The organism is Amycolatopsis sp. NPDC114478 (genome assembly GCF_055633805.1).
Genome location: NZ_JBVKDO010000008.1, coordinates 333,662 through 354,049, shown reverse-complemented (window position 1 = coordinate 354,049; position 20,388 = coordinate 333,662). Strand labels below are relative to the sequence as shown.

General features: G+C 72.0%; 19 protein-coding genes and 2 pseudogenes. 14 read left to right on the top strand and 7 right to left on the bottom strand.

Annotated elements, in window-relative coordinates:
- Positions 1–61 precede the first annotated feature (61 nt).
- Entirely contained in the window at positions 62–1,087 is a 1,026-nt protein-coding gene (locus tag ACZ7OH_RS24485; RefSeq protein ID WP_400889433.1) for a 6-phosphofructokinase, read from the top strand.
- Between the two features lie 46 nt (positions 1,088–1,133).
- On the opposite strand, the gene ACZ7OH_RS24480 is transcribed toward ACZ7OH_RS24485, so the two are convergent.
- The gene (locus ACZ7OH_RS24480; RefSeq protein WP_470282860.1) at positions 1,134–2,570 is read right to left on the bottom strand and encodes an aromatic amino acid ammonia-lyase; all 1,437 of its coding nucleotides are present in this window, start codon (positions 2,568–2,570) and stop codon (positions 1,134–1,136) included.
- A gap of 35 nt (positions 2,571–2,605) precedes the next feature.
- On the bottom strand, positions 2,606–3,088 hold the full coding sequence (locus ACZ7OH_RS24475) for a group II truncated hemoglobin (RefSeq protein WP_470282859.1): 483 nt from the start codon (positions 3,086–3,088) through the stop codon (positions 2,606–2,608).
- Between the two features lie 67 nt (positions 3,089–3,155).
- Here ACZ7OH_RS24475 and ACZ7OH_RS24470 point away from each other — a divergent pair, with 67 nt between their 5' ends.
- A complete protein-coding gene (locus ACZ7OH_RS24470; protein WP_470282858.1) occupies positions 3,156–3,497 on the top strand; it encodes a winged helix-turn-helix transcriptional regulator in 342 nt (113 codons plus the stop codon).
- 10 nt (positions 3,498–3,507) lie between these two features.
- Here ACZ7OH_RS24470 and ACZ7OH_RS24465 read toward each other — a convergent pair whose 3' ends face one another.
- Positions 3,508–3,816: an ArsR/SmtB family transcription factor gene (locus ACZ7OH_RS24465; protein ID WP_364385916.1), complete on the bottom strand. Its 309-nt coding sequence runs from the start codon at positions 3,814–3,816 to the stop codon at positions 3,508–3,510.
- Positions 3,817–3,984: 168 nt separating this feature from the next.
- Here ACZ7OH_RS24465 and ACZ7OH_RS24460 point away from each other — a divergent pair, with 168 nt between their 5' ends.
- The 10 genes and pseudogenes from ACZ7OH_RS24460 to ACZ7OH_RS24415 all read left to right on the top strand — a co-directional run bounded on the left by ACZ7OH_RS24460 (position 3,985) and on the right by ACZ7OH_RS24415 (position 13,769).
- Positions 3,985–5,208: a glycoside hydrolase family 18 protein gene (locus tag ACZ7OH_RS24460; protein ID WP_470282857.1), complete on the top strand. Its 1,224-nt coding sequence runs from the start codon at positions 3,985–3,987 to the stop codon at positions 5,206–5,208.
- A gap of 56 nt (positions 5,209–5,264) precedes the next feature.
- Positions 5,265–5,930, top strand: coding sequence for a DUF2461 domain-containing protein (locus ACZ7OH_RS24455; protein ID WP_470282856.1), 666 nt, complete (start codon positions 5,265–5,267; stop codon positions 5,928–5,930).
- Positions 5,931–5,957: 27 nt separating this feature from the next.
- Positions 5,958–6,158, top strand: a pseudogene (locus ACZ7OH_RS24450) (leucine zipper domain-containing protein); the annotation flags it as partial.
- Positions 6,130–6,395: pseudogene (locus tag ACZ7OH_RS24445) on the top strand (hypothetical protein); the annotation flags it as partial. The pseudogenes ACZ7OH_RS24450 and ACZ7OH_RS24445, both read left to right, overlap by 29 nt.
- 67 nt (positions 6,396–6,462) lie before the next feature.
- Complete coding sequence (pyk, locus tag ACZ7OH_RS24440) at positions 6,463–7,887, top strand: pyruvate kinase (protein WP_400889445.1); 1,425 nt, start codon at positions 6,463–6,465, stop codon at positions 7,885–7,887.
- Between the two features lie 36 nt (positions 7,888–7,923).
- Positions 7,924–8,820, top strand: coding sequence for an acyl-CoA thioesterase (locus ACZ7OH_RS24435; protein WP_470282855.1), 897 nt, complete (start codon positions 7,924–7,926; stop codon positions 8,818–8,820).
- A 379-nt stretch (positions 8,821–9,199) separates the two neighbouring features.
- A complete protein-coding gene (locus ACZ7OH_RS24430; protein ID WP_400889447.1) occupies positions 9,200–10,102 on the top strand; it encodes a helix-turn-helix domain-containing protein in 903 nt (300 codons plus the stop codon).
- A gap of 12 nt (positions 10,103–10,114) precedes the next feature.
- Positions 10,115–10,318, top strand: a complete 204-nt coding sequence (locus tag ACZ7OH_RS24425) for a DUF397 domain-containing protein (RefSeq protein ID WP_372668432.1) — start codon at positions 10,115–10,117, stop codon at positions 10,316–10,318.
- Between the two features lie 158 nt (positions 10,319–10,476).
- Positions 10,477–10,683, top strand: coding sequence for a hypothetical protein (locus ACZ7OH_RS24420; protein ID WP_470282854.1), 207 nt, complete (start codon positions 10,477–10,479; stop codon positions 10,681–10,683).
- A 62-nt stretch (positions 10,684–10,745) separates the two neighbouring features.
- On the top strand, positions 10,746–13,769 hold the full coding sequence (locus tag ACZ7OH_RS24415) for a helix-turn-helix transcriptional regulator (RefSeq protein ID WP_470282853.1): 3,024 nt from the start codon (positions 10,746–10,748) through the stop codon (positions 13,767–13,769).
- Between the two features lie 6 nt (positions 13,770–13,775).
- On the opposite strand, the gene ACZ7OH_RS24410 is transcribed toward ACZ7OH_RS24415, so the two are convergent.
- The 3 genes from ACZ7OH_RS24410 to ACZ7OH_RS24400 form a co-directional block, all read right to left on the bottom strand.
- Entirely contained in the window at positions 13,776–15,386 is a 1,611-nt protein-coding gene (locus ACZ7OH_RS24410; RefSeq protein WP_470282852.1) for a succinic semialdehyde dehydrogenase, read from the bottom strand.
- A gap of 112 nt (positions 15,387–15,498) precedes the next feature.
- On the bottom strand, positions 15,499–16,524 hold the full coding sequence (locus ACZ7OH_RS24405; protein ID WP_470282851.1) for a hypothetical protein: 1,026 nt from the start codon (positions 16,522–16,524) through the stop codon (positions 15,499–15,501).
- An 84-nt stretch (positions 16,525–16,608) separates the two neighbouring features.
- Complete coding sequence (locus tag ACZ7OH_RS24400; RefSeq protein WP_470282850.1) at positions 16,609–17,226, bottom strand: TetR/AcrR family transcriptional regulator; 618 nt, start codon at positions 17,224–17,226, stop codon at positions 16,609–16,611.
- A 94-nt stretch (positions 17,227–17,320) separates the two neighbouring features.
- Here ACZ7OH_RS24400 and ACZ7OH_RS24395 point away from each other — a divergent pair, with 94 nt between their 5' ends.
- Positions 17,321–18,472, top strand: a complete 1,152-nt coding sequence (locus tag ACZ7OH_RS24395) for an acyl-CoA dehydrogenase family protein (RefSeq protein WP_470282849.1) — start codon at positions 17,321–17,323, stop codon at positions 18,470–18,472.
- A gap of 11 nt (positions 18,473–18,483) precedes the next feature.
- A complete protein-coding gene (locus ACZ7OH_RS24390) occupies positions 18,484–19,620 on the top strand; it encodes a CaiB/BaiF CoA transferase family protein (RefSeq protein ID WP_470282848.1) in 1,137 nt (378 codons plus the stop codon).
- On the opposite strand, the gene ACZ7OH_RS24385 is transcribed toward ACZ7OH_RS24390, so the two are convergent.
- The gene (locus tag ACZ7OH_RS24385) at positions 19,617–20,147 is read right to left on the bottom strand and encodes a GNAT family N-acetyltransferase (protein WP_470282847.1); all 531 of its coding nucleotides are present in this window, start codon (positions 20,145–20,147) and stop codon (positions 19,617–19,619) included. The genes ACZ7OH_RS24390 and ACZ7OH_RS24385 overlap by 4 nt on opposite strands.
- Between the last annotated feature and the right edge of the window lie 241 nt (positions 20,148–20,388).

Genomic DNA, 20,388 nt, shown 5'->3' with positions numbered 1-20,388 from the left:
CGCTACGCTGGCTCTCGACGAAATGTGACTGTCATCTCCAGAGAACAGACGGAGGCTTCTCATGCGTGTCGGTGTGCTGACCGGCGGCGGCGACTGCCCGGGGCTCAACGCGGTGATCCGCGCGGTGGTGCGTAAGGGCATCGAGGTGCACGGCTGGGACTTCGTGGGCTTCCGCAACGGCTGGAACGGCCCGCTCACCGGGGACAGCCGTCCGCTCGGCCTCAACGACGTCGAGGACATCCTGACCCGCGGCGGGACCATCCTGCGCTCGTCGCGCACCAACCCGTACAAGGTCGACGGCGGTGTCGACAAGATCAAGCAGGTCCTGGCCGACCAGGGCGTCGACGCGCTGATCGCGATCGGCGGCGAGGACACCCTCGGCGTCGCGAAGCGGCTGACCGACGACGGCATCGGCGTCGTGGGCGTGCCCAAGACGATCGACAACGACCTCGGCGCCACCGACTACACCTTCGGCTTCGACACCGCGGTCTCCATCGCGACCGAGGCGATCGACCGGCTGCACACCACGGCCGAGTCGCACCACCGCGCCCTGGTCGTCGAGGTCATGGGCCGCCACGCCGGCTGGATCGCGCTGCACTCCGGCCTCGCCGGCGGCGCCAGCGTGATCCTGGTGCCGGAGCGGCACTTCAACGTCGACCAGGTCGTCTCGTGGGTCGAGCGCCGGTTCGAGAAGGAGTTCGCGCCGATCATCGTCGTCGCCGAGGGCGCGCTGCCCGAGGGCGGCGAGGAGAAGCTGCTTACCGGCGAGAAGGACGCCTTCGGGCACGTCCGCCTCGGCGGCATCGGCACCTGGCTGGCCGACGAGATCGCCCACCGCACCGGCAAGGAGTCCCGCGCGGTGGTCCTGGGCCACGTCCAGCGCGGCGGCACCCCGACGGCGTACGACCGCGTCCTGGCGACCCGCTTCGGCCTGAACGCGGTCGACGCGGTGGCCGACGGCGACTTCGGCGTGATGGTGGCGCTGAAGGGCACGGACATCGTCCGCGTGAAGCTGTCCGAGGCGACGGCCGAGCTGAAGACGGTCCCGGCCGAGCGCTACCAGGAAGCCGAAGTCTTCTTCGGCTGAGGTTCTGCCGCGAAGGGCCGCTCCGGGGTTCCGGGGCGGCCCTTCGCTAGATCCGGGCGAGGGTCTCCAGGACGCCGACCGCGGCGGCGATGTCGTCGGTGAGCGGCCGGTCGTCGACGCTCTCGTCCAACACCGCGGACGCCGCTTCGAACGCGTCCCGCACCGGCAAATCCACCAAGTCGGCGTCGCGCATCCGCAGCGCGCGGACCGCCGCCACCAGCTCGCACGCCAGCACCTGCTGGTAGGCCCCGCAGGCCGCCGTCGCCGCGCGAGCCGCCTGCGTCGAGAAGCTCGCGTGGTCCTCGATCCCGCGCGAGACCACCGCTGTGCCGAGCGTCGCCGGGAGCGCCGCTTGCCGCAGCTCCGTGAGCGCGTCGTGCGCCACGTACTCCAGGATCATCACGCCGGAGCTGCCCGGCGGCCCGGCCGCGAGGAACGGCCGCAGCCCGGTGAACTCCGGCTCGACGAGGTCGCCGAGCCGCGCCACCGACAGCTCCGCCACCTGGTGCACGGTCGCGCGCGCCTGGTCCAGGGCCGTCGACACGTACGCCGTGTGGAAGTGCGCGTGGTGGTAGGCGTCGCCGTGGACGGTCGAGATCATCGGGTTTTCGGTGCTGGCGTTGATTTCCACGGCGAGGACGTCCCGCAGGTAGTGGATCGCGTCCAGTGCCGGGCCCTGCACCTGCGGGAACGCCCGCAGCCCGAACGGGTCCTGGATCCGCCGTCCCGGTTTCGGCGTCTGGTGCATGCCCAGCAGCCGCCGCATCTCCGCGGCGCACGCGACCTGCCCGGCGTGCGGCCGCGCTTCGTGCACCGGCGTCGCGTACGCCTCGGGGTTGCCTTCGAGCGCGACGTACGTCAGCGCCGCGATGGCGTGGCTCGCGCGCGTCAGCGTGTCCAGCCGCATCGCGGCGAGGGTCGCTTCGGCGAGCGTCGCGGCGTTGCTGCTCATGAACGCCAGCGCGTCGCCCGCGTGCACCGGTACCGGCGGGACGTGCCCGTCGACCCAGCCGCGTTCCCCGGTGAGCGCCAGCGCGGTCTCGGCCAGCGGCGCGAGGTCGCCGGTGCCGATCGCGCCCAGCCGGTGCACCAGCGGCCGCGCGCCGGTGCGGACGGCGTCGGCCAGCGCGCCGATCAGCTCGGGACTGATCCCCGAGCGCCCGGTGAGGAGCTGGTTGAGGCGGATCAGCATCATCGCGCGCACCTGGGCGGGCGGCATCTCGTCGCCGCTGCCGCCCGCGTGGCTGCGCAGCAGGCGCAGGCCGTGCTCGCGCGAGCTTTCGACGGTGTCGTCCTTGTTGGCCCCGACGCCGGTCGTGCGGCCGTAGACCACCCGCCGCGTGCTCAGGTCCTCGGCGAGCTTCCACGCGTGCTCGGCGGCGCGCAACGCGGCGATCGAAACGTCGATACCCAGCGGCCCGTCGGTGCGCGCCGCGGTCACGACGTCGGCGCACCTGAGGGTCCGGCCGTCCACCCGGATCAAGGGCAGCCTCCTTTCCGGCTGCCCTCACTATGCGGCTAGGACGCGGGTGGCTGCCAGGGAGGCATCGGCCACTCCCAGTGCGGGACGGGTTCGTGCGGGTTCGGTTCGGCACCCGGCGCCGAGAAGATGACGGCCAGGCGGCTGCCCCACTCGAGGTAGCCGGCGAAGGCGGCGCGGAACTCGGGGTCGGCGGGCAGGCCCGCCTCGTCGGCGGCGTCGAGCAGCAGGTTCACCCACCGGCGGCGCTGCTCTTCGGTGATGCCGCGCCCCAGGTGGCGCCCGACCATGTGGGCGTGGCCGCCGCGGCTCGCGGAGTACTCGGCCGGCCCGCCGAAGACCTCGCCGAGCCACACCGCGACGTGCCTCGGGTGGTCCGGGTCCATGCCGCGGAAGACGGGCTCGAGCAAGGGGTCTTCCAGGACGTGGCCGTAGAAGATCGTCAGCAGCTTGACGAGGGCCTCATGGCCGCCCGCCCAGTCGTAGAGGGTGGGGGTCGGCGGGGTTTCTGGCACGATCACCCGGTCAGGCAACCAGGGGCGGCCCGGCCGGGCAACCACGTACTTTCCGGTGCGTAGGGGAGAGCGGATGAAGCGGTACCACTGCGCGGTGGAGCTGGCGGTCGACCTGATCGGCGGCAAGTGGAAGCCGGTGATCCTGGCGCACCTGAAGGAGGGCGCGCACCGGTACGGCGAACTCCGCCGGCTGATGCCGGGGGTGAGCGAGAAGATGCTGACCCAGCAGCTGCGCGAGCTGGCGGCGGACGGGATCGTCCGCCGGGTGGAGTTCGACGGCCGGGTGCCGCACGTGGAGTACCACCTGACGGAGGTGGGGGAGGAGCTCCGCCCGGCGCTGACGGCGCTGTACGAGTGGGGCGAGCGCCGGGCGGCGGACCGCGGGATCGCCTTCGGCCCGGCGCCGGAGGCCTAGCCCGTCCCGGTCAGCGGGGATCGGTCTCGTCCAGCCGGCGTTCCAGGGCGTCGAGCCGGTCCGACCAGAAGGCGCGGTAGGGCGCCAGCCACGCGTCGACCTCGGCCAGGGGCTCCGGCCGCAGCGCGTAGCACCTTCGCTGGGCTGCCACCCGCACCGTCACGAGCCCGGCTTCGCGCAGCACCCGGAGGTGCTTGGACACCGCCGGCTGGCTGAGGGAGAGCTCGTCGACCAGCTCGCCGACCGACCGCTCGCCGTCGCGGAGCAGGTCCAGGATCGTGCGGCGGCGGGGCTCGGCCAGCACCTCGAACGTCTGCATCACCCCCGAAATGTGCTCCGCCGGGCATATTCCTGTCAAGGAATGCACGGGCCGACCACCGGGCTGCTTGGTCTGAACCATTGACCTAGTGGTCTAGTCCACTTACGGTGGTGTGGTCCCCACCACTCCGGCACCGTCGCCGTGAGTAATTCTCCGGAGGGAGAACGCATGTCCCGTTTCCGCAGGAAGAGCTTCTCGGCGCTGCTGACCGTGGCGGCCGCCGTGGGCCTGGTCGCGGGCGCCGCGACCGTCCCGGAGGCCACGGCCGCCACCGCGGCGACCGAGGCGTCCGTCGGCAAGGTGGTCGGCTACTTCACCGAGTGGGGTGTCTACGACCGCAACTACCACGTCAAGAACATCGAGACGTCGGGTTCGGCGAGCAAGCTGACCCACATCAACTACGCGTTCGGCAACGTGACGAACGGCGGCTGCGCGATCGGCGACGCCTACGCCGACTACCAGAAGACCTACGACGCCGCGGGCAGCGTCGACGGCGTCGCCGACACCTGGGACCAGCCCCTCGCCGGCAGCTTCAACCAGCTCAAGAAGCTCAAGGCCAAGCACCCCGGGCTGAAGGTGCTGTGGTCGTTCGGCGGCTGGACCTGGTCCGGTGGCTTCGGGCAGGCCGCGCAGAACCCCACGGCGTTCGCGAACTCCTGCTACAACCTCGTCAACGACCCGCGCTGGGCCGGCGTCTTCGACGGCATCGACATCGACTGGGAGTACCCCAACTCCTGCGGCCTGTCGTGCGACACCAGCGGCGCGGCGGCGTACAAGAACCTGATGGCCGCGCTGCGCGCCAAGTTCGGTTCCAAGCTCGTCACCTCGGCGATCACCGCGGACGGCACCAGTGGCGGCAAGATCGACGCGGCCGACTACGGCGGCGCGGCCCAGTACGTCAATTGGTACAACGTGATGACGTACGACTACTTCGGCGCCTGGGCGGCGCAGGGCCCGACGGCCCCGCACTCGCCGCTGACGTCGTACTCCGGCATCCCGACCGCCGGCTTCTACTCCGACGCGGCGATCCAGAAGCTGAAGGGCAAGGGCGTCCCGTCGAGCAAGCTGTTGCTGGGCATCGGGTTCTACGGCCGCGGCTGGACCGGCGTCACGCAGAGCGCCCCGGGCGGCACGGCGACCGGCCCGGCGCCCGGCAAGTACGAGCAGGGCATCGAGGACTACAAGGTGCTCAAGACGTCGTGCCCGTCGACCGGCACGGTCGCCGGCACGGCGTACGCCAAGTGCGGCAGCAACTGGTGGAGCTACGACACCCCGTCGACGATCGCGGGCAAGATCTCCTACGCGAAGACGCAGGGCCTCGGCGGCGCGATGTTCTGGGAGCTGTCCGGCGACACCACGAACGGCGAGCTGATCACGGCGGTCGCCAAGTAGCACCCCGGGGGCACCGGCGCGAAAACCGTCGGTGCCCCCGATTATCGTTCCTCCCCGTGAAGTTCAGCGGATTCGGCGAGTACGCCGTCGACTTCTACGACGGCCTCGTGGAGGACAACTCGAAGCCCTACTGGGACGACCACGTCGAGACCTACAAGTCCGACGTCCGGGCCCCGATGGAGGCGCTGCTCGCCGAGCTGGCCCCGGAGTTCTCCGACGGCTTCGGCGAGCCCAAGGTGTTCCGCCCCTACCGGGACGTCCGGTTCGCCAAGGACAAGACGCCCTACAAGACCCACTGCGGCGCGGTGATCGAACAGGGCCGCGGCGGCGGTGCCTACTACGTCGAGGTCGGGCCCGAGGGCCTGCGCGTCGGCGGCGGCTGCTTCCACCTCGCGTCCGACCAGATCGCGCGGTTCCGGAAGGCCGTCGACACCGACCTGCACGGCGAGGCGCTCGAGAAGATCCTGAAGAAGCTCGAGAAGGCCGGCTGGGAGATCCGCGGCGACCGGCTGAAGTCGAAACCCCGCGGGTTCGACGTCGACCACCCCCGCCTCGACCTGCTGCGCTACCGCTCGGTCTACGCCGTCCGCGTCTGGGAGCCGGACGACGTCCTGCACGAGCGGGGCGCCCTCGAGCGGGTGAAGAAGGCGTGGCGGCAGGTCCGCGAGTTCAACGAATGGGCCCGCGACCGCGTCGGCCCCAGCGAGCTGCCGCGCCGGTAGCCGTGGTGTCCAGGGACCTGCGCAGCAGCAGCGAAGATGTTCACGGTCGCCACGAAAACCGCCGCGAAATGGGCTCGCCGTTACCGCGCCGAAGGCGCAGCCGGGATGGCTGACCGCAGCTCGCGTCCGTATCACCGCCCCGCCCGCACGTCCGAACACCTGGTCCGGGCGATCATGCGGCTACGTTGGCGGCACCGACTCGGCCTACCGATCTCACGCCTGGCGTGAGACCGGCGCCGAGCTGGGGATCACCCCGAAAACGGACCCGGCCTTACCGGCCCAGACCAATGGCCAGATCGAGCGGTTCCACCGCACGTTGGCCGAGGGCTGGGCCTACGACCCCACAGCTCCACCGGCGGCAAGCCACCGGTCACCCGGCTGACCAACCTCCCCGGACATCACAGGCAGCCGTCGACCCCGACTGCGCAACGCAGGAGATGCCCCCTGGACGGGACGGGTTTCTGAACAGTTTCTCTGAACTTTTCGGGATCGGTACAGACGAACGAGCGAAGAGGGACTACGCTGTGCGAACGTGAGCCGACGCGCGAAGATCGTTTGTACCATGGGCCCCGCCACCGCTACGCCGGAGAAGATGCGGGCCCTCGTCGACGCTGGCATGGACGTGGCCAGGATGAACTTCAGCCACGGCAGCCACGGCGACCACAAGGAGGTCTACGACCTCATCCGGGCCGCCGCCGCCGAGAGCGGCCGGGCGGTCGGCATCCTCGCCGACCTGCAGGGCCCGAAGATCCGCCTGGGCACGTTCGCCGGCGGGCCGGTCGAGTGGCACAACGGCGATGTCGTCCGGATCACCGTCGAGGACGTCGCCGGCACCCACGACCGCGTCTCGACCACCTACAAGGGCCTGGCGAAGGACGCCAAGCCCGGTGACCGCCTGCTCGTCGACGACGGCAAGGTCGGCCTGGTGGTCAAGGGCGTCGAGGGCCCGGACGTCGTGTGCGAGGTCACCGAAGGCGGCCCGGTCAGCAACAACAAGGGCGTCTCGCTGCCCGGCATGGACGTCTCCGTGCCGGCGCTGTCCGAGAAGGACATCGAGGACCTCGAGTTCGCGCTCGAGCTGGGCGTCGACTTCATCGCCCTCTCGTTCGTCCGCTCGCCCGCCGACATCGACCTCGTCCACCAGGTGATGGACCGGGTCGGCAAGGGCCGGCTGCCGGTCGTCGCCAAGATCGAGAAGCCCGAGGCCGTCTACAACCTCGAGGCCATCGTGCTGGCCTTCGACGCGGTGATGGTCGCCCGCGGCGACCTCGGCGTCGAGCTGCCGCTGGAGCAGGTCCCGCTGGTGCAGAAGCGCGCCATCCAGATCTGCCGCGAGAACGCGAAGCCGGTCATCGTCGCGACGCAGATGCTCGAGTCGATGATCAACAACTCCCGGCCGACCCGCGCCGAGGCCTCCGACGTCGCGAACGCGGTGCTCGACGGCACCGACGCGGTGATGCTGTCCGGCGAGACCAGCGTCGGCCGGTACCCGATCGAGACCGTGCAGACCATGGCCCGGATCGTCGAAGCGGTCGAGACCGACTCGCCGATCGTGCCGCCGCTGACGCACGTCCCGCGCACCAAGCGCGGCGTGATCTCCTACGCCGCCCGCGACATCGGCGAGCGCCTCAACGCCAAGGCGCTGGTCGCCTTCACGCAGTCCGGCGACACCGTGCGCCGCCTCGCGCGGCTGCACACGCGGCTGCCGCTGCTGGCGTTCACGCCGGAAGACTGCGTGCGCAGCCAGCTGTCGATGACCTGGGGCACCAACACCCACATCGTGCCGCGCGTGGAGTCCACCGACCAGATGATCCAGCAGGTCGACCACGCGATGCTCGACATGGGCAAGTACCAGAAGGGCGACCTGGTCGTCATCGTCGCCGGCTCCCCGCCGGGCACCGTGGGCTCGACCAACCTGATCCACGTGCACCGCCTCGGTGAAGACGACCACGCATAAGGGACGTCCCACCCCCGCAGCACATAGGGTCTGGCCATGACTGAAATGGCCAGGACGGCCGCCACCGAACTGGAGATCCCGGGTGGCGGCCAGCCGGTGCTGGACCGCCTGATCGCGCTGCTCGACCTCGAGAAGATCGAGGAGAACATCTTCCGCGGCGTCTCGCCCGCCCACTCGCCGGTGCGGGTGTTCGGCGGGCAGGTCGCCGGCCAGGCGCTGGTCGCGGCCGGGCGGACGGTCCCCGAGGAGCGCCGGGTCCACTCGCTGCACGCGTACTTCATCCGCGGCGGCGACCCGAGCGTCCCGATCATCTACGAGGTCGACCGCATCCGGGACGGCCGGTCGTTCACCACTCGCCGGGTCGTCGCGATCCAGCACGGCAAGGCGATCTTCTCGCTCTCGGCGTCGTTCCAGAAGGACGAACCGGGCATCGAGCACGCCGAGGCGATGCCGGAGGGCGTGCCCGCGCCCGAAACGCTGCCGACGCTGATGGAACGCGCCGAGGGCTACGCGATCGGCGCGCACAGCCGGCCGCGCCCGATCGACCTGCGCTACGTCAACGAGCCGCCGTGGGTCACCCGGGAGACCGGGGAGCTGCCCGCGCGCAACCAGGTCTGGATGCGCGCCGACGGCAAGCTGCCCGACCAGCAGCTGCTGCACGTCTGCGTGCTGACCTACGCCTCGGACATGACGCTGCTGGACTCGGTGCTCGCGCGCCACGGCGTCTACTGGGACACCGACAAGGTGCTCGGCGCGAGCCTCGACCACGCGCTCTGGTTCCACCGGCCCTTCCGCGCCGACGAGTGGTTCCTCTACGACAGCGTCTCGCCGACGGCGTCCGGCGCCCGGGGCCTCGCCACGGGCCGGTTCTTCGCCGAGGACGGCACGCTCATCGCGACGGTCGTCCAAGAAGGACTCTTGCGCGTCCTCTGACGCCGGTCGGGAAATCACCCTTACGGGCGACAAATGGGCGGAATAATCATTCTGCCAATAGGGCATCAAGGCCGAGAAGAGGTCCGGGGCCGATCGGGGGACGGCCCCGGGCCTCTTCCGCCGTTGACCGCGCGGCGTACCGCTCGGTCATCGTCTACGCTGATCACAGGCTCAGCGAGGGGCTGGGGGAGAAGCCCGCCGGGCCCTTGTTGCGTCCTGTCGTCGCGCAGGGTGCGAGCATACAGAAGCATTTTGCAAATTGCAGAGAAGACGCGGGACCGGGTCCGGTAATCGGTGCCGTGCGATTACTCGACCGTTCATGTTGGATACTGGCAGCGAGCGTTCGGCTACGACGCCGACGACATCCCGGAGGTGCGCCATGGCAAGGGGACAGAGCCCCACGGTTCGCCGCCGGAGGCTCGCGGGCGAGCTGCGCCGCCTGCGCGAAGCCGCCGACCTCACGATCGACGAGGTGGGCGAAAAGCTCGAGTGTTCGGCGTCGAAGATCAGCCGCATCGAGACCGGCCACGTCGGGGTGACCCCGCGCGACGCCCGCGACATGCTGGCCCTCTACGGCATCACCGGCGACGAGCAGGAAGCGCTCGTCCAGCTGGCCAGGGAGGCCCGCAAGCGCGGCTGGTGGCACGCCTACAACGAGGTCTTCACCGGGACGTTCGTCGGGCTCGAGGCCGACGCCAGCTCGCTGCGCGCGTTCCAGGCGCTGCTGGTGCCCGGCCTGCTGCAGACCGAGCGCTACGCCCGGGCGGTGATCCGGGCGCTGCGGCCGGACGCCGAGGACGCCGAGATCCGCCGCCGCGTCGCCGCCCGGATGGCCCGCCAGGAGCTGCTCTCCGACACACCGCCGCCGGAGTACTGGGCGGTGATGGACGAAGCCGTGCTGCGCCGGGTCGTCGACGGTCCCGAGGTGATGGCCGAGCAGCTCTACCGCATGGTCGCCGTCGCCGAGAAGCCGAACGTGACCATCCAGGTGGTGCCGTTCGGGGCGGGCGCGCACCCGGGTATGGAAGGCCCCTTCCTGATCATGGGTTTCCCCGAGCAGGCCGACCCGGACGTCGTCTACGTCGACGACAGCACGTCCAGCGGCCTCTACCTGGAGGAACCCACAGACGTCCGGCGCTACGGGCTGATGTTCGACCATCTGCGCGCGGCCGCACTGAAGCCGGACGACTCGGTGGACCTGATCGCCGAGGCCGCCGGACGGTTCGCCGAACAGGCGGCCGTACCGGCTCCGGTGCAGCAACTGGAACCGAGGACACAGTAAGGAGTGGGGACGATGGAAGACGGATTCTCCGGGGCGCGGTGGCGCAAGAGCAGCCACAGCGGTGGCGGGAACGACTGCGTCGAGGTCGCGTTCGTCGACGGCGGCGCCGCGCTGCGCGACTCGAAGGACCCCGAAGGTGGTGCGTTCCGCCTGCCCGCGTCGGGCTGGCGGGGGCTGCTGGCCGCGGTGCGGACCGGCGGCCCGGCGCACGACTGAGGCGTTTCGAAGACCCCTTACCCCCGTCGAGCTGGGCTCGGCCGGGAGTAAGGGGTCTTTTCGCGACCAGGGCTGCGTGATCACCCGATGCCTGAGGTGCCCCCTCAGGACGAACCTGAGTACTACCAAACCGGAGAACTCAGGGACAGGGGAACACGATGCACAGCGATCTGCTTCTGGACGCGGTCCGAGCCGAAGCCGCCTACCGGGCCGAGGAACTGCGGAAGGCCGGGCGCAGCGCCTGGGCCGCCCGCGCCCGTCGCGCCGCCCGGCACTTCAGGGCCGCGAGGACGGATGTCGAGGTACCGGCGCAGGAGCGCCGCGAGGCCGCGCGGGAGACCGCCGGCGTCGAAACCGCCCGGTAAGGGGCGGCGAGATGGTGTCGAAGGCGATAAGCGGTCGGAAACTGTCGGTGGGGTAGGCAAGAATGCTCCTCGTGCCCCGACTCGGCTCCGGAATCCCGCTCGTCGCCCGTACCCACGAGATGCGGCGGCTCCGCGCCGCCTTCGCCCGTGCTGAACGCGGCGAAGCCGGTGCGGTGCTGCTCTCGGGGGACGCCGGGGTCGGCAAGACCCGGCTGCTGACCGCGCTCGCCGAGCACGTCGAGGCGTGCGGTGGGCTGGTGCTCACCGGCCGCTGCATCGACGTCCGCGAAGGCGGTCTTCCTTATCTTCCGTTCGCCGAAGCGCTCGCCCCGCTGGGCAGCTCGGCGGACCAGGCGGTGGCCGCCGCGGTGCGCCTGCGCCCCGCGCTCGGGCGGCTCCTGCCGCAGGGCCAGGGCGTGGAGGAACCGCGCCCGGCCGAACACTCGCCGATGACCTCGACCGACCGGGAGACGATGGTGCGTCCCCGGCCCGAGCAGGATCTCGGTCAGCTGCAGTTGTTCGACGCGGTACTGGGGGTGCTGACCGAGATCTCGGAGTCGCGCCCGGTGGTGATCCTGCTCGAGGATCTCCACTGGGCCGACGCCTCGACCCGCAACCTGCTGTCCTTCCTGCTCAGCCGGCTGCGGGCGCAGCGGCTGCTGGTCGTGGGCAGCTACCGCGAGGAGGACGTGCACCGGCGCCACCCGCTGCGCGGCCTGCTGTCCGAACTGTTCCGGCTCGCCACCGTCGAACGCGTCGACCTGCACCCGTTCGGGGCCGCCGACGCGCGCAAGTTCGTCGAAGCGCTGGCCGACGAGCCGCTGTCCACCGACGTCGTGGCCGACATCGTCGCCCGCTCCGAGGGCAACCCGTTCTTCGCCGAGGAGCTGCTAGCCACCCAGACCGAGTGCAGCGACCTGCCCGCCGGGCTGGCCGAGGTGCTGCTGTCCCGGCTCGAGCGGCTGTCGCCGGACACCCGGCGGGTCGCCCGGGCTATCTCGGTGGCCAACGAGCCGGTGATGCACGCGGCGCTCGCCGAGGTCTCCGGGCTGGGGGAGCTGGAACTCGACGAGGCCCTGCGCGAAGCCGTCCAGCACCACGTCCTGGTGGTCCTCGCCGACGGCTCGTACACGTTCCGGCACGCGTTGCTGCAGGAAGCGGTGTACGGCGACCTGCTGCCGGGGGAGCGGTCGCGCACGCACGCCGCGTACGCCGCCCGGATCGCGGCGCGCCCGCAGGGCCGCGGGCACGACGCGAAGCTGGCCTACCACTCGATGCAGAGCAGCGATCTCGTCACCGCGCTGCCGGCGTTGCTGCGCGCGATGGACGAGGCCGAGAAGCTCGGCGCGCCCGGGTCGGCGCTGCGGCACGTCGAGCAGGCACTGTCCATCTGGGACGCCGTGCCGGCCGCCGACCGGCCCGAGGGTTTCGACGAGCTGCGGCTGCTGCACGAGGCGTCCTACTTCGCGGGCACGTCCGGCGAACCCGAGCGGGCGGCCGCGTTCGCGCGCTCGGCCACCCAGGCGCTGACCCCGGAGACCTCGGCCGACCGCGCCGCGAAGACGTGGCGGCGGCTGGCGGAAGCGCTGCTGGCGCTGGAAGGCACCCTGGACGAGGCGGTCGCGGCGATCGACCGGGCGTGGGACCTGGTGAAGGACACCGAGCCGAGCGGGACGCGCGCCTGGGTGCTGGCCAGCCGGGCCGGGTTCCTCCGGATCCTCGAACAGCCGGAGGCGGCGCTGGACAGCGCGCGCACCGCGGTCGCCGACGCGCAGGCGGTGGGGGCGGCTGGCGCGGAAGCGTCGGCGCTGGTCACGCTGGGCACGTTGGCCGATTCACGCGGCGACGCCGCCGAGGCCCGCGAGTGGCTGCGCAAGGCCGAGCGGAAGGCCCGCGACGCCGGAGCCCCGAACACCGAGATCCGCGCGACCTACTTCCACGCGTTGAGCTACCTCGACCAGGCCGAGTTCGCCGAAGCGCTGGAGCACTCCTCGCGCGGCGTCGCGCGGGCGGAGGAAGCCGGGCTGAGCTGGAGCACCTTCGGGCTCGAACTGCGGGCGGGGCAGCTGGTCCTGCGGTACGTCATGGGTGACTGGCCGGACGAGAGCGCCGGCCGGGCCGGGCGCGGGGTGTCCAGCGCGGTCGCCGCGCGGATCCAGGCCATCTGGGCCCAGTTCGTCGTGGCCCGCGGCCGGTTCGACGTCGCCGCGAAGCTGATCACCGGGCTGCGGCAGCACTGGACCGCGGACATCCAGATCCCGCTGTCGGCCGGCGGCGCCGGGATCGAGCTGGCGTACTGGCGCGGCGACTATGCCGAGGCGATGCGCCAGGCCGAGGACACCGTCGGCTGGCTGGAGCGGATCGAACCCGGCCTGCTCGCGGGCATCCGGATGGCCGCCCTCGGCGTGTCCGCCGCGGCCGCGCAGGCCGCCGCCGCCCGGGTCCACGGCGACCAGGCCGCGGCCGGCGCCGCGGTGGCGGCGGGCGAGCGGCTGCTGGCGCACGGCCGGATGTGCTCGGTCGTCGGGCAGCCGCGGTCGGGGACGCTCGGGCCGGAGGGCCGGGCCTGGCTGGCCCGGCTGGAGGCCGCGGCGACCTGCCTGACCGGCCGGGGCGACGCCCGGAAGTGGGCGGCCGCGGCGGAGGCGTTCGGCTACGGCGCCGTCTACGAGCAGGCGGTCTGCCGCTGGCACGAAGCGGAAGCGCTGCTGGCGGCGGACGGCGACGCGGGCCCTTCGCTCGAAGCGGCCCACGCGGTCGCGGTCCGCCTCGGCGCGATCCCGCTGCGCGACGCGGTCCGCGACCTGGCCCACCGCGCCCGCGTCGAGCTGGCCGGCGCCGAACCCCTGGCACCGGCGCGCACGGTGGCGGACCCGCTGACCGACCGCGAGCGCGACGTCCTGGAGCGGGTGGCCCTCGGCCGCACGAACCGCCAGGTCGGCGAAGAGCTGTACATCAGCGAGAAGACGGTCAGCGTCCACCTGTCCCGCGTGATGGCGAAACTCGGCGCGAGCCGCCGCGCCGAGGCGGTGGCGATCGCATACGACCGTGGGCTCCTCACGGCGCCCACGGCCGAACACGCGTGAGGGGCGTCAGCGCGGCAGGCGGCGCAGGGCCTTGAGGCCGACCGTCATGCCGCGCGACCACAGCGAACCCGGAACCCGCTTCGGCGGTCGCAGCGCCAGCCCGCGCTGCAGCGCGATGGACTGGGACTCGGTGTACTTCAGCAGGCCTTCGGCACCGTTGCGGCGGCCGACGCCCGAGTCCTTCATGCCGCCCATCGGCACGCCGACGCTGCCGAACGTCGCCGCGTAGCCCTCGTTGACGTTGACCGTCCCCGCCTTCAGCCGCGCCGCGACCTCCCAGCCCGCGCGGCCGTTGCGCGACCAGACGCTGGCGTTGAGCCCGAACGGCGTGTCGTTGGCGCGGTCGATGGCGTCGGTGACGTCGGTGTAGCCGTAGATCGAGACGACCGGCCCGAACGTCTCCTCCGCGAACGGCAGCATGTCCGGGGTGACGCCGGAAAGCACGGTCGGCTCGTAGAACAGCGGGCCGAGGTCCGGCCGCGCGCGGCCGCCGGTGAGCACCGATGCGCCCTTCGCGCGGGCGTCCTCGACGTGCGCCGACACCGCGGCGAGCTGCTCTTCCGACGTCAGCGACCCCATCTGGGCGTGGTAGTCCAGCGCGCCGCCGAGCTTGAGGGCGGCGGTCCGCGCGACGAACGCGCGGGTGAACTCGTCGCGGATGTCCTCGTGGACGTAGATCCGCTCGACCGACACGCACAGCTGGCCCGCCGAGGAGAAGCACGCGGTCACCGCGCCCGTCGCGGCCTTCGCGACGTCGGCGTCGGGCAGCACTACCATCGGGTTCTTGCCGCCGAGCTCCAGCGAGTACGACGTCAGCCGCTTCGCCACCTGCCCGGCCAGCTCCTTGCCGGTGGGCGTGGAGCCGGTGAAGCACAGGTAGTCCGACTCCTCGACCAGCGCGGTGCCGATCTTCGAGCCGCGGCCGAGCACGATCTGCCACGTCCCGGCCGGCAGCCCGGCCTCCTCGGCGAGCTCGTGCAGCCACAGCGCCGAGAGCGCGGTCTGGTTGTCCGGCTTCTGCACCACGGCGTTGCCCGCGGCCAGCGCCGGCAGGACGTCCATCGCGGTGAGCGCCAGGGGGTAGTTCCACGGCGAGATGACGCCGACGACGCCCTTGGGGTGGCGGATCTCGCCGGCGCGGGTCAGGCCGGGGATGACGCCCGCGACCCGGCGCGGGGCGAGGATCTTCGCCGCGTGCTTGCCGTAGTAGGCCGCGACCAGCGCCGTCGCGCTGACCTCGTCGAACGCGTCGAGTCGCGCCTTGCCCGCTTCGACCTGGACCAGGTCGAGGACCTCGTCCTGCCGGGCGAGCACGAGGTCGTGCAGCCGGGTGAGGACGCGGGCGCGCTCGGCGGGGGAGCGGTCCGCCCAGGCGCGCTGGGCGGTGCGGGCGCTGCCGAACACCGCGCGGACGTCGGCGTCGGTGGCCTGGGGCAGCGTCGCGATCGGCAGCCCGGTGAAGGGCGCGTTCATGCGGATCGGCGCCGAGTCGGCGCCCCCGGCCACGCGGGCGACGAGCTGCGCGGCCCGCGCCGAGCCGGGCGCCCCGGCGACCCCGCCGACGGTCGCCGGCAGGGTGGTGTCTTCGAGCGCGTTCGCGGGGGTCGTGCTGGTCATGACGTCTCCGTTCCGCGGCGTCCGGAGGTCCGGGCGCGACGCCGCGCAGGGGTTACCGACGAGTACACCATACCGTCGGTACGTCAGATGTCCAGCCTGATATGAATATCTTTCACGTATTGGGCGGGTTGAGCGGCGGGAGCTGGTAGTTCGGTTGGGTCGGCTCCTGCTTGGGCGGTGGGTGGGCCTGCGTCGCGCCGCCGTAGGGGTCTTCGAGCCGTGCCGACAGCCCGCCGGACTGCGCGGGGAACGGCGGCGACGCCTCCCCGGACTGCGCGGGGAAGGGCTGTGAAGTCGGTCCGCTCTGCGCGGGAAAAGGCTGTGACGACGGCCCGCTCTGCGCCGGGAACGGCTGCGACGACGGCGTGCCGGGGTAGGGCTGCTGCGGTGGGGGCGGCGGCTGCGCGCCGGGGTAGGGCTGCCCGAACTGCTGCGGCGGCCCCGGGTACGGCCTCGCCTGCTGCTGGTACGGCCCGCCGTACGGCCCCGGCGGCGGTCCACCCGGTCCACCCGGTCCGGTCGGCGCGGTGGCCGGCGCCTGCCGGCCGGCCAGCACCGCGAGGACCAGCGTCACCGCGGCCAGCGCGCCGCCGCCGAGCAGGACCCAGAACCCGAGGCCGGTCGAGTAGACCGACTTGATCGTCTGGTCGTCGGACCCGTAGCTCAACGTCGCCGAGACGTCCATGCCGAGCATCCACACCGCCGCGGCCACGCCCGCGCCGCCCGCGACCAGCGCCGTCCGCGCGCCCGAGCGCACGCCGTTGCCCGCCGAGCGCCGCGCGCCCGCGAACGCCAGGCCGGCTCCGGCCAGCAGCACCAGCGCGCCGGCCGAGAGCGGGATCCCGTAGCGCGCGACGTGGGTGCTCTCGTAGAACTTCTTCGCCTCGTCGCTGGGCTCGACGTCGAACGAGCGCGTCCAGGCGCTGACCGTCTGGCTGCCCTCGGTCTTGCCGCTGACGATCTGCTCGAACTTGGTCTGGGGCAGGAACGACCCGGCCAGCACGACCACCGCGGCGACGGCGCCGACGATCGCGGCGACCAGCCGCAGGCGCGCGCCGGGGTCTGCGGCCGACCGCGGCGGCTGCGGTGGCTGGCCTGGGGGAGGGCCGTAGGGGTTCTGGTACGGCGTGGCGGTCATGGAAGCTCCCCTCTTTCGGGGGGATTGGACCACGAATCCGCCGGGCGGATAAGGGGTATTCCAGCCCTTGCGGTGCCCCGCTGGTCAGCTTGGCCCAGTGGCTGCGTCCTCGTAGAGCAGGACCGCGATCCGCTTCCACTCCGCCAGCAGCTGCCGCCGCCGGGTCGGGTCGCCGCCGAGCTCGGCGTCCAGCGCCAGCCCGCGGGTCAGGTTCACGGTGAGCCAGAACAGCATTTCCGCGCGTTCGGGCGGTAGTTCGCCGGCGACCTGGGTGACGTGCTCGAGCGTCGCGCGCCCGAGCGCGCGGTCGACCGGGCGGATGGCCGCGCGCAGCTCGGGGTCGGTGCGGGCGGCGACCCACAGCTCGGTGACGGCGGTCGAGAGCGTGCCCGAGTAGCCGGTCCAGAGCAGGTCGATCGCCGCGGCGACCCCGGTGCCACCGCCGGGCAGCTCGTCCAACGAGGTCGCGAGCCGGCGCCGCAGCTTCGTCGTCAGGTGCTCGACGGCGGCCGCCATCAGCTCGGCCTTCGCGGTGAAGTGGTGCTGCACGGCACCCTTCGACACGCCCGCCCGGGCGCAGATCTCCTGCACCGATGTCCGCGCGTAGCCGAGGTCGACCAGGCAGTCGATGGTCGCGTCGAGCAGCGCGGTGCGGGTCTGTTCGCGCCGCTGCGCCTGGGTCCGGTGCGCCGTCTCGGTCACCACGGCCTCCCTGCTTTACCTACAGGCCGGTACGGATGTACATTCCGCAGAGAACTTACATGCTGATCGTCATGTTTTCCAGCAGGAGGGTCCCGTGCCGCTTCAACTCCCGAAGAGCTCCTGGAGCACCACCGAGCTCGAAGACCTCCGCGAGCTGTCGCGGTCGTTCCTGCAGAAGGAGGCCGTGCCGCACCAGGAGCGCTGGGCGGCCGAGAAGAAGGTCGACCGCGAGTTCTGGACCAAGGCCGGTGAGGTCGGGCTGCTCTGCCTGTCCATCCCCGAGGAGTACGGCGGGGGCGGCGGCACGTTCGCCCACGAGACCGTGCTCTACGAAGAGCAGGCCCGGGCCGGCGACAGCGCGTGGGGCGTGACCGTCCACAACGGAATCGTCGCCCACTACCTGCTCGCCTACGCCTCGGAAGAGAAGAAGCGCGAGTGGCTGCCGAAGCTGGCCACCGGCGAGTTCGTCGGCGCGATCGCGATGACCGAACCGGGCACCGGCTCCGACCTGCAGGGCATCAAGACCCGGGCGGTGCGCGATGGCGACCACTACGTCATCAACGGCGCCAAGACGTTCATCACCAACGGTTTCCACGCCGACCTGGTCGTCGTCGCGGTGAAGACCGACCCGGACGCGGGCGCGCAGGGCGTCTCGCTGATCGTGGTCGAGACGGACACGCCGGGCTTCCGCCGCGGCCGCGTCCTCGACAAGGTCGGCCTCAAGGGCCAGGACACCGCCGAGCTGTTCTTCGACGACGTCCGCGTGCCCGCCGCCAACCTCCTCGGCGACGCCGAAGGCCAGGGCTTCTTCCAGCTGATGCTGCAGCTGCCGCAGGAACGGCTGATCATCGCCGTCACCGCGGTGGCCGGGCTGGAGGCCGCCGTCGACCTGACGCTCGAGTACACCAAGGAGCGCACGGCGTTCGGCCGTCCCCTGTTCTCCTTCCAGAACACCAAGTTCAAGCTCGCCGAGGCGGCCACCGAGGCCGCAGTGGCGCGGGCGTTCCTCGACCAGTGCGTCGAACGCCACCTCAAGGGCGAGCTCGACGTGCAGGGCGCGGCGATGGCGAAGCTGTGGACGACCGAGCGCGTCAACAAGGTGATCGACGACTGCGTGCAGCTCTTCGGCGGCTACGGCTACATGACCGAGTACCCGATCGCGCGCGCCTGGGCCGACGTCCGCATCTCCCGGATCTTCGGCGGCACCAGCGAGATCATGAAGGAAATCATCTCCCGCTCGCTCTGAAAGGACCCGACATGAAGGCAGGTCCGCTCAGCGGCCTGAAGGTGGTGGAGCTCGCCGGCCTCGCGCCCGGGCCGTTCGCCACGATGATCCTCTCCGACCTCGGCGCCGACGTCGTCCGCGTCGACCGCGCGCGGCCGGGGGAGGACGTGCTCGGCATCCCGACCGACCCGCTCGCCCGCGGCCGCCGGACGGTCGGCATCAACACCAAGACGCCCGAAGGCGTCGAACTCGTGCTGAAGCTGTGCGACACCGCCGACGTCCTCATCGAGCCCTTCCGCCCCGGCGTCGCCGAGCGGATCGGCCTCGGCCCGGACGTCGTGCACGCCCGCAACCCGCGGCTGGTCTACGGCCGGATGACCGGCTGGGGCCAGGACGGCCCGCTGGCCACGGCGGCCGGCCACGACATCAACTACATCGGCATCGCCGGCGCGCTCGAGCCGATCGGGCGCGCGGGCGAGCGGCCGGTGCCGCCGCTCAACCTCGTCGGCGACTTCGGCGGCGGCGGGCTGCTGCTGGCCATGGGCATCCTGGCCGCGCTGTACGAACGGAACACGTCCGGTCGCGGGCAGGTCGTCGACGCGTCGATGGTCGACGGCGCGGCACTGCTCACCACGAGCCTGCACGGCATGGCCGCCGCCGGGCTCTGGGGTGGCGAACGCGGCGACAACATGCTCGACGGCGGGGCCCCGTTCTACGACACCTACGAGACCGCGGACGGCAAGTACGTCGCCGTCGGCGCGATCGAGATGCGGTTCTGGGGTGACCTGGTGAAGGTCCTCGAACTGGACCCGGATTCGCTGCCCCTGCACGTGGACAAGACGCAGTGGCCCCGTCTCCGGGAGATCCTCGCGGCGGCGATCGGCAAGTACGCGCGCGACGACCTCGTCGCGCGCGCCGAAGGCACCGACGCGTGCCTGACGCCGGTCCTCGCCCCGGGCGAAGCCGCGTCGCACCCGCACAACGCGGCGCGCGGGACGTTCGTCGAGATCGGCGGGATGGTCCAGCCGGCCCCGGCGCCGCGGTTCGACCGCACCCCGCCGTCGACGCCGGAAGCACCGCGTGCCAAGGGATCCGACACCGAAGCCGTGCTCGCCGAACTGGGCGTCACGGACCTGGACGCCCTGCGTTCGGCGGGCGCGATCGCCTAGCTCTTCTCGAGGTCGGAGCGCACGACCGAGTAGATGACGTGGTCGCGCCACTCGCCGTCCCGGAAGTCGAAGCCGCGAAGGACTCCTTCGCGGGTGAAGCCGGCTTTCTCGAGCGAGCGCTGTTCGGCGCGGTTGCCGACCTCGGTCGTCGCTTCGACCCGGTTGAGCTGGGTGTGGGCGAAGAGGTATTCGACGAGCAGGCGCTGGGCTTGGGTGCCGTAGCCGTGGCCGCGTGCTTCCGGCGCCAGTACGAGGCCGGCGTTCCAGCAGTAGGCCGCGGGCCCGGTCCGGCTGCGGTGCCAGGAGACGAGCCCGAGGACGCGGCCGCCGAGCGTCGGCACGAGCATGCCGGTCTCGGCGGTGAGCATCCCGGTCTCCAGCCACCGGCGGCGCAGGTAGCCGGGATCGTGCCAGCCGAACCACTGGTGCTCCCCGGCGCTGACGGGATCGTTGGTCAGACGTTCCAGGAGGTCGAGATCGCCTTCGGCCACGGGCCGGAGCACGACTCTGTCGACATCGTCGTCCATCGGGCGACCTTATCGGCCGCTTGACCGGAACCGCGGGGACGGCGCGCGATCCAGCCGGTCCGGTGAACCGGGGTTGCGGACGGTGGTCGGCGCGCTTTGGCCTCGCCTGGGCTGCGCCCGGTGTGAGCCGAGCGCGCCTTTCGGCTCGGCCGAAGCTGCCGTGGCGGGCGTGGCCGACCGGCGTGAGCCGAGCGCGCCCTGCGGCTCAGCCGAAGTTGCCGTGGCGGGCGTGGCCGAGCGG

What these genes read in the sequence shown, in the direction of transcription:
- ACZ7OH_RS24430 (WP_400889447.1), top strand. Translation starts at nt 9,200, where the DNA reads ATGGCAAGGGGACAGAGCCCCACGGTTCGCCGCCGGAGGCTCGCGGGC.
- ACZ7OH_RS24385 (WP_470282847.1), bottom strand. Translation starts at nt 20,147, where the DNA reads ATGGACGACGATGTCGACAGAGTCGTGCTCCGGCCCGTGGCCGAAGGC.
- ACZ7OH_RS24460 (WP_470282857.1), top strand. Translation starts at nt 3,985, where the DNA reads ATGTCCCGTTTCCGCAGGAAGAGCTTCTCGGCGCTGCTGACCGTGGCG.
- ACZ7OH_RS24485 (WP_400889433.1), top strand. Translation starts at nt 62, where the DNA reads ATGCGTGTCGGTGTGCTGACCGGCGGCGGCGACTGCCCGGGGCTCAAC.
- ACZ7OH_RS24435 (WP_470282855.1), top strand. Translation starts at nt 7,924, where the DNA reads ATGACTGAAATGGCCAGGACGGCCGCCACCGAACTGGAGATCCCGGGT.
- ACZ7OH_RS24470 (WP_470282858.1), top strand. Translation starts at nt 3,156, where the DNA reads ATGAAGCGGTACCACTGCGCGGTGGAGCTGGCGGTCGACCTGATCGGC.
- ACZ7OH_RS24415 (WP_470282853.1), top strand. Translation starts at nt 10,746, where the DNA reads ATGCTCCTCGTGCCCCGACTCGGCTCCGGAATCCCGCTCGTCGCCCGT.
- ACZ7OH_RS24405 (WP_470282851.1), bottom strand. Translation starts at nt 16,524, where the DNA reads ATGACCGCCACGCCGTACCAGAACCCCTACGGCCCTCCCCCAGGCCAG.
- ACZ7OH_RS24465 (WP_364385916.1), bottom strand. Translation starts at nt 3,816, where the DNA reads ATGCAGACGTTCGAGGTGCTGGCCGAGCCCCGCCGCCGCACGATCCTG.
- ACZ7OH_RS24390 (WP_470282848.1), top strand. Translation starts at nt 18,484, where the DNA reads ATGAAGGCAGGTCCGCTCAGCGGCCTGAAGGTGGTGGAGCTCGCCGGC.
- ACZ7OH_RS24425 (WP_372668432.1), top strand. Translation starts at nt 10,115, where the DNA reads ATGGAAGACGGATTCTCCGGGGCGCGGTGGCGCAAGAGCAGCCACAGC.
- ACZ7OH_RS24410 (WP_470282852.1), bottom strand. Translation starts at nt 15,386, where the DNA reads ATGACCAGCACGACCCCCGCGAACGCGCTCGAAGACACCACCCTGCCG.
- ACZ7OH_RS24420 (WP_470282854.1), top strand. Translation starts at nt 10,477, where the DNA reads ATGCACAGCGATCTGCTTCTGGACGCGGTCCGAGCCGAAGCCGCCTAC.